We start from the raw sequence: 15,346 nt of genomic DNA, 5'->3' as shown, positions 1-15,346 counted from the left end.
CAACGCCAACACCTACGCCCGCACCGGCGCCAACGCCGACACCAACCCCCGCCCCCTCACCCAGCGCAGGAGGCGCGACATGCGCCATCGCCTGGCAGTCGGGCACGATCTACAAGGCAAAGGAAAACGTATCGGTCAATGGCCGCAACTACAGCGCGCGCTGGGAGAACTCCGACGATCCCTCGCGCAATTCGGGCAGCGGCAAATCGTGGCAGGACCTGGGCGCGTGTTCGGGACAGACGTTGCTCGCGTGCGCCGCGCCGTGGAGCGCGAGCAAGACCTACGCGACCGCGGGCACGACGGTCAGCTACAACGGCATGAACTATCGCAACAAGTGGTGGAGCGCCAACGCCGATCCGGCGACGAACTCCGACGGCGCCTGGGAAAAAGTCGGAGCCTGCAAATGAGAGAGGGGGAGCGCGGCGCCCGCATCGAGGCGTCGCGCAAGTCTCATGCTTCAGCGCGAAAACGCCCGCGCCGGATCCACTTCGTCGCAATCCACTTCTCGCCTTTTTCGACGGGCGTGCCCGCGTGCAGCGTTTTTGGATCGCTTTGTCCGAGTTCGTTGACGTATTCGAAATAGAGCGCGCTGCCGCGCCGCGGATGAATCGCGAGTCCGATGTCCGGAAACGTCGTGTCGCCGCCTTGCTCGACTTCGTTGAGATAGAGGATGACCGTCGCGATACGCTGCCCGCCGCGCTGCATGTGATGTTTGCTGCCGGCCTGCTCTTCGGGGAAGTAGTCGTAATGCGGGCGATATTCGCCGCCCATGCCGTATCGAAGGATATGCAGATCCTCGCCGTTCTCTACCGGCTGGCGAAACAGTTCGGCGATCCTTCGGTCGATCGTTTCGACGAGCGCATCCGTCGATGCATTGACGAACGCGCCTTCGCTCCTGCGTCCTTCGATGGTGATCTCCTTGCCCGAATCGGGATCGACGACGGACGAGCGCTGCACATGCTCGCGGCCGATCTCGATCAGCCGGTCGCATTCGGTGTCGTCGAGCACGTCGGCGACGAGCGCGATCACCGGCTGTTCGCTGCTGAATACCTTGGGCGCGGATCGATCGCTCGCGGTCAGCACGCGCGCCTGCGGCAGCATCGGCGTGCCGTAGAGATAGTCGGGCGATGTTTCATCGTCGGCTTGAGGCGCGTCGCCGGCAAGATGGCGCGCGAGCAGCAGGCGCGCGGTGTTCGGATGGAACGCGGCGGCGATCATCGCGTCGATCAGCGACTGATGCGTGCAGCCGCGGCGGATGTTGTCGTCGAGCCAGTTCTTCCATGTCGAATCGAAGCGGGGAATCGTGCTCATGGCGGCTTTCCGAGTATCACTAAACGATCGGTCCTTTCATGGAAGCACAAAAGCATCTGAAGAACAACGGCGCGATTGAAACAGCCGCGCGGCTCGCGCAAAGCGAACTATGCTTTCTCAAGGCGCGGCATCGGGCCGTGTCGGATGAGGGATGAATCGCGCCATGCGAAGCGCATCGTTGAGGATCGAAGGCCGCCGTGCGATCGCCTTGTTGCTGGCGATCGGATGCCTCGCGCTTGGCGAGCGCGCGCGCGCCGCGTCGATGCTGCGCTGCGAGTCCGATGACAACACGGTCGCGTATGTCAGCACGCGCATCGAAAACGCAAAGTGCATCCGCGTGAACATGAACTGGCAGTGGACGCCGCCTGCCCCGTCATCCGCATCGATGGCGTCGGCCGCGCCGCCCGCCGCGCCGCTCACGCGACGTCAGACCACGGCGCGCATCTACAGCTATGTCGAAGACGGCGTGCGCCACTTCGTGTCCAGGAAACCGGCCGGCGTTGCGGCGAACGTAACGGTCATCGAGTTGCGTTTCATGGAGACGTGCAATCTGTGCTCGCCCGGCGATGACGTCAACGTTGCCGGGCTCGCGCTCGACACGCGTTCCTACGGACGCGAAATCGATGCCGCCGCCGCGTCGTTCAACGTCGACAGCGCGCTCGTGCGCGCGGTGATTCACGCGGAATCGGCGTATCGCGCGAACGCGATCTCCCGCGCGGGCGCGCAGGGCCTCATGCAACTGATGCCGGCGACGGCGACGCGCTTCAACGTCGGCGATCCGTTCGACGCGGCGCAAAACATTCGCGGCGGCGTGCAGTATCTGTCGTGGCTGCTCAGGCGCTTCAACAACAATCTCGATCTCGCGCTGGCCGCGTACAACAGCGGCGAGGCGGCCGTCGATCGCTACAACGGCGTGCCGCCATACAACGAGACGCGCACGTATGTGTCGCGCGTGAAGACGCTCGCCGAGCGTTATCGCGACGGGCGCTGAACGCTTCACGCGTTCCCTCGCGCGGATGTTGCCGCGAGGGAGCGCGCCGGCGCTTACTTCGTGTTGTCGACTTCGACCTTGCCGTTGTATGTCACCTTGCCGCGGAAGAAGTAGTCCGTGCACGCCTTGTAATCGCCCGGATTGATGAGCGAGAAGGGCATCTGATAGTCGACCAGCTTGCATCCCGTCGCCGGCTTGCCGTTGATCCACGAATAGTCCTTGTCGAGATACGCCTTGATCGCGGCGGCCGAGCCTTCGTTGAAGCCTTTCATGTTGGCGCAGCCGAGCGGTTCGTCGGCGGGAATGGTCACGCCCAGCTCGCGCGTGAACTCCTTGTACGCGTTGATGCGGTTCGTCACCTGCGATTTTTCCGCGCCGCCGCCGCCGCACTCGATCCCGCCGTTGATGATGAACACCGTCGCGCCGAAGCCCGGCTTCATGTTGTTGCCAATATCGACGGCGTTCGGCTTCCAGGTTCCGTCGACGGCCCAGGTCATCGGCGGCTTGGGCGTTTGCGGCGTCACGGCGAACCAGATCGCGGATGCGAAGTTGAGCCACGTATCCGCGACGCGTCCGGGATTGTCGAGCAGGATGTTGACGTCGCCATACAGCGCCTGCGAGAACGGGCCGAAGTTGTAGTTCCACGAGAGCTGCTTCGCGCCGCGCCCGAAGTAGTCGAGATACTTGCCCGAGGCATTCTTCGCGCACGGATAGAAGATCCAGTTCGTCGCGTGCGAGCCGGGGATGCACTGCTGATACGCGCCGACCGCCGAGCCTTCCGTGTATCCCGATTCGCGCAGGAACCACAGCCCTTGCTGCCAGAAGGGAATCGGCGTGTTTTGCGGCATCGTCGCGAGTACCGGGTTGTTGCGCTCGGCGTCGTTCGAGCGCGCTTGCGCCGGCGTCAGCGAATTCCAGTTCGCGCCGGTTTCCTGCACGAAGTGCGCGAACGATGTGGCGAGCAGCTTGCGACAGATGGCGTCGGCGTCGCGTCCGTCCGTGTAGTCGCCGCAGTAGGCCGGGAATTTAGCGATGCCGCGCAGGAAGTTCACGTACGAATAAGCGATGTTGCGTACAGGGAAGAGCGCGTCGAACTTCGCTTCGGGGATGATCGCTTCGACGCGCTTCACGTTCGACGGATTGGCGGCGCGTTTCGGCACGACGGCGTTGACTTCGTCGTCGGGCAGCACGCGCAGGGCGTCGCGCAGCGTCGCGATCTGGCCGCCGGATTGGTCGATCAGCGCTTTCTCGGACGCGTTGAACTGGGCCTGCGTCGGGTAATCGGCGGGCGCGGGGATGTAGGTGATTTGAGGTTTGTAGGACGCGGGCGTTGGCGTTGGCGTTGGGGTTGGGGTTGGCGTTGGGGTTGGCGCTGGCGTTGGCGTCGGAACCGGAGTGGGCACAGGTACGGGCGTCGGCGTCGGCGTCGGCGTGGGCACCGGCACCGGAGTCGGCGTGGGCGTTGGAGTCGGAACAGGCGTCGGCGCAGGAACAGGCGCAGGAACAGGCGCAGGAACAGGCGTAGGCGTAGGAACGGGCGTCGGGCTCGGCGTTGCGCCGCTGCACGCGCCGAGGTCTTCCCACACGCCATACGCGCCCGATTGCGCGGGATTGTCGCCCTGCGTCCACCACTTGTTTCGATAGTTCCGCCCGTTGTACGTCACGCGCGTGTTCGCCTGCGCATAAACCTGACTCGCGGACCACGCCGTGTAGCAGCCGGACGGTGTTGGTGTCGGCGTTGGCGTTGGCGTTGGTGTCGGCGTTGGTGTCGGAACCGGCGTCGGCGTCGGCGTGGGCGTCGGAACAGGCGTCGGAGTCGGAACCGGAACCGGAGCAGGAACCGGCACAGGCGTCGGAGCCGGAGCCGGCGCAGGCGTCCCCGCCGCGCCGACATCCTTCCACAACGTCGGCGACGCAGCCGGATTCCATCCCGCGCCGGGATAAGCCGTATGCGTCTGCAAAGCCTGATAGACGCGTCCGTTGTACGTGACTGTCGTGCCCGCCGAATAGGTCGTGCCCTCGGTCCAGGCCTGCTGCGCGAACGTCAGACCCGCCTGAAGCATCAGCGCGGCCGGCAGCAATGCCAGCTTTCTTCGAATCGATGTCATCTCAGTCTCTCCAGCGTGAAGGTCCGGATGCGCGCCGGACGATTGAAGTCGGCTACCGTCGGCTCATGTTCTTTTCCGGGTAGTACGTGAACTTCCATTCCGAAATGCTCGTCTGCAGCCCGAAGCTCGCATCGCTGTCGGAAAATCCGTCCTTCTTGAGCGGCGCTTCGTTCGATGCGCTGTACACGCCGTATAACTCGCCGTCCGGCCCGCGAATCTCCTGCCACGGGCCGTCGTTGGTCATCGGATCGGCATAGGCCTCGCGCAGATAGCGCTGCACGTATGACGCGCGCGGATCGCGCAGCAGATCGTCGAAGCGCTTCGGGAACGCGCCGCTCTTGTCGGCCTTGACGTAAGCCTCGATCGCCCGGCGGATCGCGTCGCCGCGGCGCAGCAGCTCGTCTTCCTTCACGCGCTGGATTTGGGTGGTCCATACGGTGCCGACCGCCATCAGATAGATGGAGATCAGCGCGACGCACATCAGCGCCCACAACATGCCGAAGCCGCGCTCGCGCTTTCGACGTGCGCCGCCGCGCCGCTCACCACGCGCTGTAATCGCTGCCATCCTTGCCCTTGCCTTTCGCGCCGCTGCGCACGTTGTAGACGCCGGGTGTGCCGTCGGCGGGCGGCTCGGTCGTCCATGCGGTGCGATTGCCCGCGACCGGGTCCATCGGTATCTCGCGCAGATAGCGCTTCTGCACGAGCTCATCGAGCGATTGCGGATAGCGCCCCTGATCCGCGCGAAAGCGGTCGATGGAATCGCGCATCGCGGCGAGGTTCTGATGCAGCACGGTTTCCTTCGCCTTGTCCGCCTGGCCGAAGTAGCGCGGCACGACGAGCGTGAGCAAGGTCGCGATGATCGCCAGCACGACCAGCAACTCGATCAGCGTGAATGCGCGCAGCGCCTTCTTCCACATGGCTCTCACCACTTTCGATAGGGAACGCCGTTGAGACCGGTGCCTTCGGACAGCGAATAGACGTCGTAGACGTCGTCGCCTTCGCTCGGCGAATCGGGCGGGCTCGCGTAGCTGCGCTTGCCCCAGGTCGCGTCGTCGGAGCGGCTCGGGCAGTCGCACATCGGGTCGCGCGGCACGCGGCGCAGGAAGTAGATGCGCGCGTGCGTCGGACTCGTCTTGTCGACGACGCCTTCGACGAGCGTTGCAAGCTTCGCCGGATAGCCCGTTTCGCCGACGGGACGGTCGATCTTGCCGTCGTCGCCGGCTTTCTTGTAGGCGTCGATCGCGTCGCGGATGCTCCACAGCGCGCGCCTGAACTCGTCCTCCCGGTTGCGCTGCGCGGCGATCTGCACGAGGGGCGCGGCGACCATCGCGAGCGCGGCGAGGATCGCGAGCGTGACCAGCAGTTCGATGATCGTGAAGCCCTTTTCCATCGTCGTCGGCCGGCTGCGCGGTTCAGGGCTGCTCGCGCGGCAGCCGCTGCGCTTCGCCGGTTGACTGAAGCGTCGGCGCGGGCGGCGGCAGGATCGCGATGGGCGGCGCGCTCGGCGGCTCGTTCGGCACGGATGGAGCCGATGGAGCCGACGGAGCGGGCGGCGCGGGCGGCGCGGGCAGCGGGGCTGCGGCGACCGCACCGGCCGCGACCGCCGGCGCGGCGGCGACCGGCGGCGGCAGACGCAAGCTCTCGTTGCCGGTCACGACATCGCGCTCGGTGCTGATGCGCGTTTCCGTGCCCGAATCGAACTGCATCGCGTTGCCCGTCGGCACGGCCTGATTGCGCACGATGCGCGGCGTGAGCAGCAAGACGAGTTCGGTTTCCTTCGAGTCGTCGGCGCGCGAGCCGAAGATGCGGTCGAAAATCGGCAGGCGGCTCAGTCCCGGCAGGCCCGATCCCGAGCTGCGATCGTTGCGCTGGAGCAGGCCCGCGAGCATCTGCGTTTCGTTGTTGCGCACGCTCATCACGGTTTCGGCGGTGCGGGTGCCGATCTGGTACGCGACGAGCCCGGTCGACGTCGTGATCGTGTCGGTGACATTCGACACTTCCATGCGCAGCTTCACCTGCACTTCGTCGGGACTGGCGATCACCGGCGCGACTTCCAGCGTGAGGCCGACGTCCTGATAGTTGACGCTCTCGGAGCTGAAGTTGCTGGAGAGCGTCGTCGTGACTACGGGCAGCCGGTCGCCGATCAGCACCTTCGCCTTCTCGCGATTGCGCACGCGGATGCTCGGATTGGCGAGCGTGCGCGTCTTGCCGTGCGTCTGCAAAAAGTTGATGCCGACCGGCCCGATCCGCACCAGCACGTCGCTGCTGTTGAGGTTATGCAGTTGTTCGAGCGTGACGGTGTTGTCGGGCAGCGTGGTGCCGTCGTCGATCGTGCCGGACTTGAGCCCGAACGTGATGCGGTCCGGATACTGGATACCCATGTTCAGCAGATCGGACGACGACACTTCGAGCACCTGCGCGTCGATGACCACTTCGGCGGGCGTCACGTCGAGCGCGCGGATGATGCGCTCCGCCACTTTGATCGTGTCCGGCGCGTCGCGCATGATGATCGCGTTGGTGCGCTCGTCGAGCACGGCGTCGCGCGTCTTGACCATCTGCTTGAGCACGCCGAGCACCTGCGCCGCCGTCGAGTTCTGCAGATAGAACGTCCGCACGACGAGATCCTTGTACTCGGTTTCCTTGTCGGGCCGCTTCGGGTAGATGAGGATCGAATTGCCGCTCACGATCTTGCTCGAAAGCTGATTGGCCTGGAGCACCATCGACAGCACCTGCTTGACGGGCGTGTTGCTCGCGAAGATCGTGGTCGGCGCGGTCGCTTGCACTTCGCGGTCGAACGTGAAGTTCAGCCCGGTGATGTTCGACACCAGCTCGAAGATGCTGATGATCGGCTGATCGCGGAACTGCACCGTGATCGGTTGATCGAGGTCCTTGTTGAGCTTCGGCTCGATCGATTGGCCCTTCGGCGCGAGCAGTTCTTCGCGCAGCCGGATCGCGCGCGCGTTGTCGGGCTGCTTCGCGAGCACGTCGATAACGGCCGAGAGCGCCGCCTGCGGCTGATCCAGACGCACCGATTCGGCGTAGCGCACTTCCGCGTCGATCGGCGCCTGTCGCTCGATCCACTCGATCATCTCGCGCGGGTTGTCGTCGCCGGGCGCGGCCTGCTGCGCCTTGTGCGCCCAGCCGAGCGCCTGCGCCGCGTCGCCCGCGCGGTACGCGACGGTCGCGCGTTGCAGGTATTCCATCGACAGCCTGCGCCGCAACGCGAGATACCAGCTTCTGATTTCCAGATCGTCGGGATACTGCGCGCTTTGCTGCGCGAGCAGTTCGAGCTGGGCGTCGGGCGGCATGCCCGCGAGCCGGTTTTGCAGATCCTGCCGATGCAGATCCCCCGCGCATGCCGCGATGAGCGGAATCAACAGGCAGACCGTCACGTCTTTGAGCCGGCTCATTTGAGTTCTCCAAGCGACAGCGTCTGCCGGCGCTTCAGCGGCAGGTACGTGAACTGGACTTCGCGGCGGCTGATGTCGTCGATGCGATAAGCGTTCAGCATCACGTCGCCCTTGTGCAGGAAGCCCTTCTTCTGGCAGTTCATGCAGAGCGGGAACTCGCGGTTCGCGCCGGAAATGACCACATAGAAAACGCCTTGCTGATCGAGCCAGAGCGAGCGAACCGCGAACGGCAGCGGCGGCGGCTCGGGCGGCGGCGGCGGCTTCGACGGCTTGGGCGGTTCGGGCGGCGGAGGCGGCGGCGGTGGCTGCCAGTTCTGCGTCGGAAAGAGATCGATGGGCGCGGGTCCGGCCGCCGCGACGATATCGGCTGCGCTCGCCGCCGGCGGCGCGGAAGCGGGCGCGGCGGGCTTCGCCGTCGATGTCGCCGCTGACTGTTGCGGTTCGGGCGCCGTATCGTCGCCGCCGCGAAAATACGTGAATACGACGAGCGCGAGCGCCGCCACCATCAGCCCCAGCACCGGACGCGAGATCTTCAGGGTGCGCAGGTCGAGCCGGCTCATTTCGTTGCTTCCACGAGAAACGCGCATTGCAGGCGCACCTCCAGTTGCGTCACGCCGATATTCGGCCGCGACAGGGTGAGCCGTTCGCAGCGCAGGCCCGGCAGCGTCCGCAGTTCGTGCATGAAGCCGCGGAACTGCAGATAAGTGGCGCTGAACGTCGTCTCGACGACATAGCGCCGCAGCGACGGATCGTCCTTCTCCTGCGCGGCGAGCTGATACGTGATCTGCGGAATCGCGATGCCGTTCTTCGCCGCGATCGCATGCAGACTGTGCAGGAACACGAAATAACGCTCCTCGGGGCTGACCGGTGCGACGGCTTCGTCGGGCGAGGGTGGCGGCGGTTGCGTCAGATGGACGGCGCGCGCGTTCAGATCGGCCTCACGCTGCGCGATGTCGCGATGCAAGGGCAGGATGTCGGTCAGCGCGACGATCGCCGCGCCCGCGATGAGCAGTACCGCGAGCAGCCCGAAGGTGCCGAGCCGCCACTGCGCGCGCCGCAGTTCCCAGACGAGGCGGTTCATCGGCGCGCTCCGCTCGGATGGGCGGCGTGGCTCGCCTGGGGCCGCGCTTGCGATGCGGCCGGAGCGGCGGAAGCCGCCGATGCCGCCGATGCCGCCGATGCCGCCGAAGCCGCCGATGCCGAAGCAGCGGCCGCAACCGCCGAAGCCGCCACCGGGCGCGCGACGAACGCCTTCCACGTGACCTGCAACGACGTCTCCACCGATGGCGCCGGCGGTCCCGGCTTCTGAATCTGCCGCTTGATCGCGACGCTTTCCGCGCCGGGCTGCGCCTGAAGCCAGTCGGCGTAAGAGATCGCTTCCTGGACCGAGCGCGTCTCGAACTGCATGTTGATCTGCCGCGACGCGGTGACGAAATCCAGCGACAGCAGCGCGATATTCGGATGCCATCCGCCTTCGATCAGATCGCGCGCCGGTTCCGTCGCGTAGCGCTGCTGCGCCATCAACTGCGCCATGCGCGCGTCGCCGGACTCGCGATGCGCGTTGCTGATCACATGAAACTTCGCTTCCTGCTTCGCGATCGTCGCCTCGCGTTCGTCGAGCGCCTCGCCTTGTTCCTTGAGCGCGTCGCGATACTGCATCGCCGCGATCAGCGCGACGATCCCGACGACGAGCGCGAGCAGCCCCACGGCCGCGCCGGGCCGGTTCGGACGATGCAGGTCGATGACGGGCGCTTTCATGTCGCGGCATCCCAGGGCGCGGGCAGCCATTCGACGAGCGCGGCGTCGGCCGACCAGCGCTCGCGCGCGTCCGGTCCGCCCGGTCCGCCCGGTCCAATCACATAGCGGCGTTCGGGCGGCGTATCGGCGCAGAGCGCGAACGCGTCGCGCAGCACGCCATCGAGCGCGCCCTCGCGCGTGCGCGTCACCGGCAATGCGATGAAGGCCGTCCATCCGCCGCCGCGCCGCAGCCCGATATGCGCGATGGCCGCGTCACGCTCCGTTTCCTCCAGCGCGACGATCGCGATCGCGCCTTCGCGGATGCGCGCCGCATGCTTCTGCATCGCGAAGGTATACGCCGGCTCGATGCCGAGCAGTTGCAGCTTGCGCGTCTTGCACAGACGCTCGATGCCCGCGCACAGCGCTTCCGATATCGCGGCGGCGAGGCGTCCCTGTTCCCACGCGCCATCGGTGACGGCGTAGCGCCACGCCTCGGTGCCCGCGCCCATCTGCACGGCCTGCACGCGTGCGGCGGCGACCCAGTCCTGCGGTTTCGGCAGCGGCTGCCACGGCAGCGCGTGATAGCGCGCGAACGGTGCGCCGACCACCACGCGCAGTGCATGCAGACCGAGGTTCGCGGGCTTCGGCGCGAGCGTTTCGATGGCCTTGAGCGCCGCGGCGACATCGTTCGCCGATGACAGCGGCATCGGCGCGCCGCCGAACGTGCGGGCGTGCCGTCCGTCGATCCAGATCGTCGTGCGGCTCATGAATGCGGGCGTTTTGATCGACGGCGCATTCAGCTTTGGCCGCTTCTTCGCGACGCTGCGCAACGCTTCGAGATGGTCCGACCAACGCGACATGATTCGCCCCCGTCAGCCTTCGACCATCGTGACGCGATTGACTTCGGCGAGCGTCGTGCGTCCGTCGGCGACCGCGCGCAACGCGATGCCGCGCAGCGGCACGAAGCCGCTCTGATACGCGAGTTGCTTCAGCTCGACGATCGGCCGCCGCTCGACGAAGCATTGCTTGATCGCATCGTTCAGGCGCAGCACTTCCGCGATCGGCTGACGTCCGAGATAGCCCGTGCGCCTGCACGCCTCGCAGCCCGCGCCTTTGCGGAAACGCCAGCCGGCGATCTCTTCGCGCGTGAGCGCCGAAGCGCGCAGCAGCGCGTCGTCGGGCGGATCGTCGTCGCGCACGCAATGCGGGCAGTTCTTGCGCATCAGCCGTTGCGCGACCGCGCCGAGCAGCGCGTCGACGAAACTGTGCATGTCGACGCCCATGTGCAGGAAGCGGTCGAGCACGGAGAAGACGTTGTTCGCGTGGACGGACGTCAGCACGAGGTGGCCGGTCAGCGCTGCCTGCACGGCGATGCCCGCCGTTTCGCCATCGCGGATTTCGCCGACGAGAATCTTGTCCGGATCGTGCCGCAGGATCGAGCGCAGGCCGCGCGCGAACGTGAGCCCTTTCTTGTCGTTGATGGGAATTTGCAGCACGCCCGGCAACTCGTATTCCACCGGATCTTCGATCGTGATGATCTTCTCGTCGCCGGTATTGATTTCGGTGAGCGTCGCGTAGAGCGTCGTCGATTTGCCCGAGCCGGTCGGCCCGGTCACGAGCAGGAGACCGTACGGCTCGTGCGCGATCGTGCGGATCGCCTCGACGATCTCCGGCTCGTGGCCGATCGAATCGAGCCGCAGCGCGGTGGCGCCGGCCTCGCCGCGTTGCTTGTCGAGCACGCGCAGCACGGCGTCTTCGCCGTGGATCGACGGCATGATCGAGACGCGAAAATCGATCTCGCGCTGATTGATGATCGCCTTGAAGCGCCCGTCCTGCGGAATGCGCCGCTCGCCGATATCGAGATCGGCCATGACCTTCAGGCGCGACAGCACTTGCTCGGCCGTGTCGATGCCCGGCGCGCTCGCCGTTTCCTGCAGCACGCCGTCGATGCGGTATTTGATGACGAGTCCCGCCGCCGTGCTTTCGATATGGATATCCGATGCGCGGGCCCGCAGCGCGTCGTACAGCGACGAATTGACGAGCCGGATCACGGGATGCACGTCGGCGGCGAGCGTGGCGAGCGTGATCTCGACGCCCGCATCGGCGCTCGCCGACGACTTGCCCTCGACGCTGATCTGCGTGAGCGCCTGATGCGCCGATTCATGCAGCGCGAGGTACGCCATCAGTTCGGCGGGCACGCAGAACGCGAACGCGAAGGGCTTCTTCACGCGGTTCATCGCCCAGGCGCGCATGTTGGCGTCGAAAGGGTCGGCGAGCACGAGCCACAAGTGCGCGCCGGGGTCGTCGGCGAGCAGGCACTTGCGCGACATCGCGTCGCCGAAAGAGAGCAGGTCGAAGCGCGGCGTGAGCGTTTCGAGCGCTTGCGCGTCGAAGCCGCGCAGGCCGAGCGTCGCCGTCACGTTATGCAGATAGTCGGCGGGATCGTGATCGGCATCGTCCCAGAATCGCTGCTGGCGCGTGCGCGTATCGGGCGCGATGTGCGCGGCTTGTTCCATGATTCACCCCACGGCTCCGGCCAGTTGGAAGATCGGCATGTAGAGCAGGAAGATGATCGTCCCGATGATGCTGCCCACCACCAGCATCAGGACGGGCTCGACCACGCGCATCAGCGTGTCGATCGCGCGGTCCAGCTCTTCGTCGCAAAACTCGGCCGAGCGCGTCACCATGCCGGCCAGCTCGCCGCTTTGCTCGCCCACGCGGATGAGCCGTTCGGCCACCGGCGTCGTCAGATTCGCGGCGGGCAGCGCGCCGGAGAGCGGCTTGCCCGCGCGAATTTCGTCGAGCGCCTGCGCGAGCGCAGTCTGCAATTGCGCGGGCAAGACCTGCGCGGCGAGTTCCATCGACGTAACCATCGACATGCCGCCCGCGAGCAAGAGGCCGAGCGTGCGGTAGAAGCGCGTCAGCGCGAAGAGGCGCTGATAGTCCGCGAGCTTCGGCAGCCGCATGAACGCTTCGAAGAGCCGCGCGCGCACCTTCTCGCTGCGCAACGACAAGCCCGCGCCGACGATCGCGCCGACGACGCCCGCGAGCAGCAGCCCGCCGTGCGCCTCGACGAGATTTCCCCACGCGAGCATCACGCGCGCGGAGAACGGAATCTCCTTCATCGACGCGAACACCTGGCTGAACTTCGGGATCACGTAGAACGCGAGAAACAGGACGATGAGCGCGCCCGTCGCGATGACGATCGACGGATACACCATCGACGACACGACTTTCTTGCGCACCACGGAGAGCCGCGCGTCGTAGTGGTGATAGCGCTTGAGCGCCTCGGCGAGATGGCCGGTCTGTTCGGCGGAGGCCACGGTCGCGACGTAGAGCGGCGGAAAGTGCGCGGGCTGCCGCTCGAGCGCGCGCGACAGCGGCTCGCCTTCGTAGAGCGCGGAAACGATCTGCGCGAGCACTGTGCGATTGAGCCCGTCGCGGCTCTTGTCGCGCAATGTCTCGACGGTCTCGACGAGGCTCAGGCCCGCTTCGAGCAGCGCGATCAGCTCTTGCGTGAAGAGCGCGCGCTCGAACACGGGCTTGCGGAACGTGAAGCCCGCCTTGCGCTTTTCGAGCGGCGTCGCTTCGATGAGCGACAGACCCATGTCGGCGACGCTCTGGCGCAACTGGGCGTCATCGGCGGCGTCGAGTTCCAGCTCCTGCTGGCCGCCGTCGCTTTCGACCCGTACGCGATATCGCATGGCGCTCACCGCGCGGATCATTTGGCGACGATGTCCGCGTCCTCGCCCGATCCGCCCGGCTTGCCGTCGGCGCCGTAGGTCATCAGGTCGTAGTCCTTGCCGCCTTCGCCCGGCGATCGATAGATATACGGCTTGCCCCACGGATCGTTCGGAATCGCGCTGCTCATGTACGGACCTTCCCAGCCCGACGTGTTGCCGACGTTGGTCATCAGCGCGGCGAGGCCGGCGTCGGTGCCCGGATAGTGCCCGGTGTCCAGCCGATAACGGTCGAGCGCGCTTTCGATGCCCTTCATCTGCGATGCCGCCGTCTTGCTGCGCGCCTTGCCCACTTCGCCGAAGAGCTTCGGTCCGACATAGCCCGCCAATAGCGCGATGATGAGCAGCACCACCAGCAGTTCGAGCAAGGTGAAGCCGCGCCGGCGCAAGCCGATGCCGGTCTGCGTCAGCTTTCCCCTCAGTGCGGCAGCCTTCGTCAAATGGTTATACATGGCAGCCCCCGGCAGGTTCGGATCTCGGCGCCGCGCGCGTCTGCCCGGTCGGGCGATACGCGCGCGGCCCGTCGAGCATCACTTCAGTCCGTCGCTCATCACTTTCAGCAACTCGGCGTTGGGTCCGTCGCCGTCGAGTTCCCAGGCGAACGAGCCGCGCAGGTTCTGCGCTTTCACGTAGTCCATCTTCAGTTTCATGGTTCCGGGCGTGTCGTAGGACCACCAGGTGGTGCCGTCGAACTTGTACGCGGTTTTCGCGACCGGATGCTCGTACACCGTGCCGGCCGCGCTCTTCAGGAGGCGGTAGTCCTGGATGCCTTCCTCGTACTTGCCCGGCGCGGGCTTGGTGGCTTTCTGATACAGGCCGTCGCCTTGCGGACCCTTGGTGACGCCGGTCCAGCCGCGTCCGTAGAACGGCACGCCGACCACGATCTTCGATGTCGGCACGCCGCCTGCGAGCAGCGCCTTCACCGCTCCGTCGACGTTATAGGTCGGCGCATACTGGCCCGCCTTGTAGTTCGGGCTGTCGGGGTCGCCGTAGAGCGGCGCCTGGAAGTCGGTCGGCCCGTTGGTTTCCCATCCGCCGTGGAAGTCGTACGACATGATGTTGATCCAGTCGAGCGACTTGCTGTATTCGCCCGGCTCGGTCATCGCGATCTTGTCGCCGCCCGCGCCGATCGCGACCGTCAGCAGATAGCGCTTGCCGTTCTGGGCGCCGATGGCGTCGAGTTGCTTGCGGAACTCGGCGAGCAGCAGCGTGTAGTTCTTCTTGTCGTTCGGATCGACGGCGTTGTATGGCTGGCCGCCGCCGCCGGGGAATTCCCAGTCGATGTCGATGCCGTCGAACACGTCCGCGCCGATGCCGTCGCCGCCCGCGTTCGAGCCGGCGTCATAGGGCAGATTGCCCTTGATGTAGACGTCGATGCACGAGCTCACGAGCTGCTTGCGCAGCGCGTCGGTTGCCGCCGCTTTGCCGAACCATCGCGACCAGGTCCAGCCGCCGAGCGAAATGATCACCTTCAGGTTCGGATGCTTGGCCTTCAACTGCTTGAGCTGATTGAAGTTCCCTTTCAGCGGGCCGGCTCCGGCTTTGCCGTAGCGCGGATCGTTCGTCGGGAAGTCCCAGGTGTCGCCCTTGCCGCTGACGGCTTCGTTGGCGCCGAAGTTCTTTTGATAGTCGGCCCAGGCGTCGCCGCCGGTGCCTGCGTCCGCGGCGTTCGGATTGGTCGCGCCCGGCTCGGCCTTGTTGATGATGCCGCACTCGTAGCCGCCGTTCTTCTGGTAGAGGTTGCCGAACGCGTAGTTGATGAACGTGAGCATCGAGGCAGAGCCGGTCGTGTCGACGTCCTTGAGCTTGTAGTTGCGGTCGTAGATGCCCCACTGCGCGAAGTAGCCGCCGATTTCACGCGCCCCTGAGGGGGAGGGTGCGGGTGTGGGTGTGGGTGTCGGCGTCGGTGTTGGGGCCGGCGTTGGCACCGGCGTTGGCGTCGGTGTTGGAACCGGCGTGGGCGTCGGCGTTGGTGTTGGAACCGGCGTCGGCGTCGGCGTCGGCGTGGGCGTCGGCGTGGGCGTCGGCGTCGGCGTCGGCGTCGGAACG

Annotated in this window: 17 protein-coding genes; 2 read left to right on the top strand and 15 right to left on the bottom strand. The window is 66.1% G+C overall.

The features are described from left to right. The coding region (locus BG60_RS38015; RefSeq protein WP_338152096.1) for a carbohydrate-binding protein at nt 1-407 on the top strand (407 nt) is incomplete at its 5' end. Nucleotides 408-450: 43 nt separating this feature from the next. Here BG60_RS38015 and BG60_RS35090 read toward each other — a convergent pair. Beyond that, a complete protein-coding gene (locus BG60_RS35090; protein WP_034474460.1) occupies nt 451-1,311 on the bottom strand; it encodes a 2OG-Fe(II) oxygenase in 861 nt (286 codons plus the stop codon). Between the two features lie 163 nt (nt 1,312-1,474). Here BG60_RS35090 and BG60_RS35085 point away from each other — a divergent pair, with 163 nt between their 5' ends. After that, nucleotides 1,475-2,302: a lytic transglycosylase domain-containing protein gene (locus tag BG60_RS35085; RefSeq protein WP_241484930.1), complete on the top strand. Its 828-nt coding sequence runs from the start codon at nt 1,475-1,477 to the stop codon at nt 2,300-2,302. A gap of 53 nt (nt 2,303-2,355) precedes the next feature. On the opposite strand, the gene BG60_RS35080 is transcribed toward BG60_RS35085, so the two are convergent. The 14 genes from BG60_RS35080 to BG60_RS39405 all read right to left on the bottom strand — a co-directional run. After that, complete coding sequence (locus BG60_RS35080; RefSeq protein ID WP_241484929.1) at nt 2,356-4,410, bottom strand: glycoside hydrolase family 19 protein; 2,055 nt, start codon at nt 4,408-4,410, stop codon at nt 2,356-2,358. A gap of 52 nt (nt 4,411-4,462) precedes the next feature. Beyond that, complete coding sequence (locus tag BG60_RS35070; RefSeq protein ID WP_008351032.1) at nt 4,463-4,975, bottom strand: type II secretion system protein; 513 nt, start codon at nt 4,973-4,975, stop codon at nt 4,463-4,465. Beyond that, the gene (locus BG60_RS35065; RefSeq protein ID WP_008351031.1) at nt 4,950-5,327 is read right to left on the bottom strand and encodes a type II secretion system protein; all 378 of its coding nucleotides are present in this window, start codon (nt 5,325-5,327) and stop codon (nt 4,950-4,952) included. The genes BG60_RS35070 and BG60_RS35065 overlap by 26 nt, the downstream gene beginning before the upstream one ends. Before the next feature lie 5 nt (nt 5,328-5,332). Next, nucleotides 5,333-5,800 carry a type II secretion system protein gene (locus BG60_RS35060; RefSeq protein WP_008351029.1) on the bottom strand — a complete coding sequence of 156 codons (468 nt, stop codon included), beginning with the start codon at nt 5,798-5,800 and terminating at the stop codon, nt 5,333-5,335. Nucleotides 5,801-5,822: 22 nt separating this feature from the next. After that, nucleotides 5,823-7,820 (bottom strand): secretin N-terminal domain-containing protein, encoded by a 1,998-nt coding sequence (locus BG60_RS35055; protein WP_034474457.1) that lies wholly within the window; start codon nt 7,818-7,820, stop codon nt 5,823-5,825. Then, nucleotides 7,817-8,380 carry a hypothetical protein gene (locus BG60_RS35050; protein ID WP_034474455.1) on the bottom strand — a complete coding sequence of 188 codons (564 nt, stop codon included), beginning with the start codon at nt 8,378-8,380 and terminating at the stop codon, nt 7,817-7,819. The genes BG60_RS35055 and BG60_RS35050 overlap by 4 nt, the downstream gene beginning before the upstream one ends. Further along, the gene (locus BG60_RS35045; RefSeq protein WP_034474453.1) at nt 8,377-8,901 is read right to left on the bottom strand and encodes a hypothetical protein; all 525 of its coding nucleotides are present in this window, start codon (nt 8,899-8,901) and stop codon (nt 8,377-8,379) included. Before BG60_RS35045 ends, BG60_RS35050 begins: the two co-directional genes overlap by 4 nt. Further along, complete coding sequence (locus BG60_RS39285) at nt 8,898-9,578, bottom strand: hypothetical protein (protein WP_034474451.1); 681 nt, start codon at nt 9,576-9,578, stop codon at nt 8,898-8,900. The genes BG60_RS35045 and BG60_RS39285 overlap by 4 nt, the downstream gene beginning before the upstream one ends. After that, on the bottom strand, nt 9,575-10,417 hold the full coding sequence (locus BG60_RS35035) for a hypothetical protein (protein WP_034474450.1): 843 nt from the start codon (nt 10,415-10,417) through the stop codon (nt 9,575-9,577). Before BG60_RS35035 ends, BG60_RS39285 begins: the two co-directional genes overlap by 4 nt. 12 nt (nt 10,418-10,429) lie before the next feature. Next, complete coding sequence (locus tag BG60_RS35030) at nt 10,430-12,073, bottom strand: GspE/PulE family protein (protein ID WP_008351022.1); 1,644 nt, start codon at nt 12,071-12,073, stop codon at nt 10,430-10,432. Nucleotides 12,074-12,076: 3 nt separating this feature from the next. Beyond that, nucleotides 12,077-13,261, bottom strand: coding sequence for a type II secretion system F family protein (locus BG60_RS35025; RefSeq protein ID WP_034474466.1), 1,185 nt, complete (start codon nt 13,259-13,261; stop codon nt 12,077-12,079). A gap of 17 nt (nt 13,262-13,278) precedes the next feature. Next, the gene (gene gspG, locus BG60_RS35020) at nt 13,279-13,749 is read right to left on the bottom strand and encodes a type II secretion system major pseudopilin GspG (protein ID WP_008351020.1); all 471 of its coding nucleotides are present in this window, start codon (nt 13,747-13,749) and stop codon (nt 13,279-13,281) included. A 78-nt stretch (nt 13,750-13,827) separates the two neighbouring features. Beyond that, the gene (locus tag BG60_RS35015; RefSeq protein WP_081851932.1) at nt 13,828-15,225 is read right to left on the bottom strand and encodes a glycoside hydrolase family 18 protein; all 1,398 of its coding nucleotides are present in this window, start codon (nt 15,223-15,225) and stop codon (nt 13,828-13,830) included. Next, nucleotides 15,152-15,346 (bottom strand): hypothetical protein (locus tag BG60_RS39405; protein ID WP_206540339.1); only part of this gene is annotated, 195 nt, incomplete at its 5' end. The genes BG60_RS39405 and BG60_RS35015, both read right to left, overlap by 74 nt.

Source organism: Caballeronia zhejiangensis (assembly GCF_000698575.1).
Classification (GTDB): domain Bacteria; phylum Pseudomonadota; class Gammaproteobacteria; order Burkholderiales; family Burkholderiaceae; genus Caballeronia; species Caballeronia zhejiangensis.
Note: the sequence above shows the minus strand (reverse complement) of the source record. Positions and strands in the feature narration are given on the sequence as shown.

Coding starts and splice junctions, on each gene's coding strand:
- BG60_RS35090 (WP_034474460.1), bottom strand. CDS start 1,311: ATGAGCACGATTCCCCGCTTCGATTCGACATGGAAGAACTGGCTCGAC.
- BG60_RS35035 (WP_034474450.1), bottom strand. CDS start 10,417: ATGTCGCGTTGGTCGGACCATCTCGAAGCGTTGCGCAGCGTCGCGAAG.
- BG60_RS35080 (WP_241484929.1), bottom strand. CDS start 4,410: ATGACATCGATTCGAAGAAAGCTGGCATTGCTGCCGGCCGCGCTGATG.
- BG60_RS35070 (WP_008351032.1), bottom strand. CDS start 4,975: ATGGCAGCGATTACAGCGCGTGGTGAGCGGCGCGGCGGCGCACGTCGA.
- BG60_RS35085 (WP_241484930.1), top strand. CDS start 1,475: ATGCGAAGCGCATCGTTGAGGATCGAAGGCCGCCGTGCGATCGCCTTG.
- BG60_RS35025 (WP_034474466.1), bottom strand. CDS start 13,261: ATGCGATATCGCGTACGGGTCGAAAGCGACGGCGGCCAGCAGGAGCTG.
- BG60_RS35065 (WP_008351031.1), bottom strand. CDS start 5,327: ATGTGGAAGAAGGCGCTGCGCGCATTCACGCTGATCGAGTTGCTGGTC.
- BG60_RS39285 (WP_034474451.1), bottom strand. CDS start 9,578: ATGAAAGCGCCCGTCATCGACCTGCATCGTCCGAACCGGCCCGGCGCG.
- BG60_RS35030 (WP_008351022.1), bottom strand. CDS start 12,073: ATGGAACAAGCCGCGCACATCGCGCCCGATACGCGCACGCGCCAGCAG.
- BG60_RS35055 (WP_034474457.1), bottom strand. CDS start 7,820: ATGAGCCGGCTCAAAGACGTGACGGTCTGCCTGTTGATTCCGCTCATC.
- BG60_RS35050 (WP_034474455.1), bottom strand. CDS start 8,380: ATGAGCCGGCTCGACCTGCGCACCCTGAAGATCTCGCGTCCGGTGCTG.
- BG60_RS35060 (WP_008351029.1), bottom strand. CDS start 5,800: ATGGAAAAGGGCTTCACGATCATCGAACTGCTGGTCACGCTCGCGATC.
- gspG (WP_008351020.1), bottom strand. CDS start 13,749: ATGTATAACCATTTGACGAAGGCTGCCGCACTGAGGGGAAAGCTGACG.
- BG60_RS35045 (WP_034474453.1), bottom strand. CDS start 8,901: ATGAACCGCCTCGTCTGGGAACTGCGGCGCGCGCAGTGGCGGCTCGGC.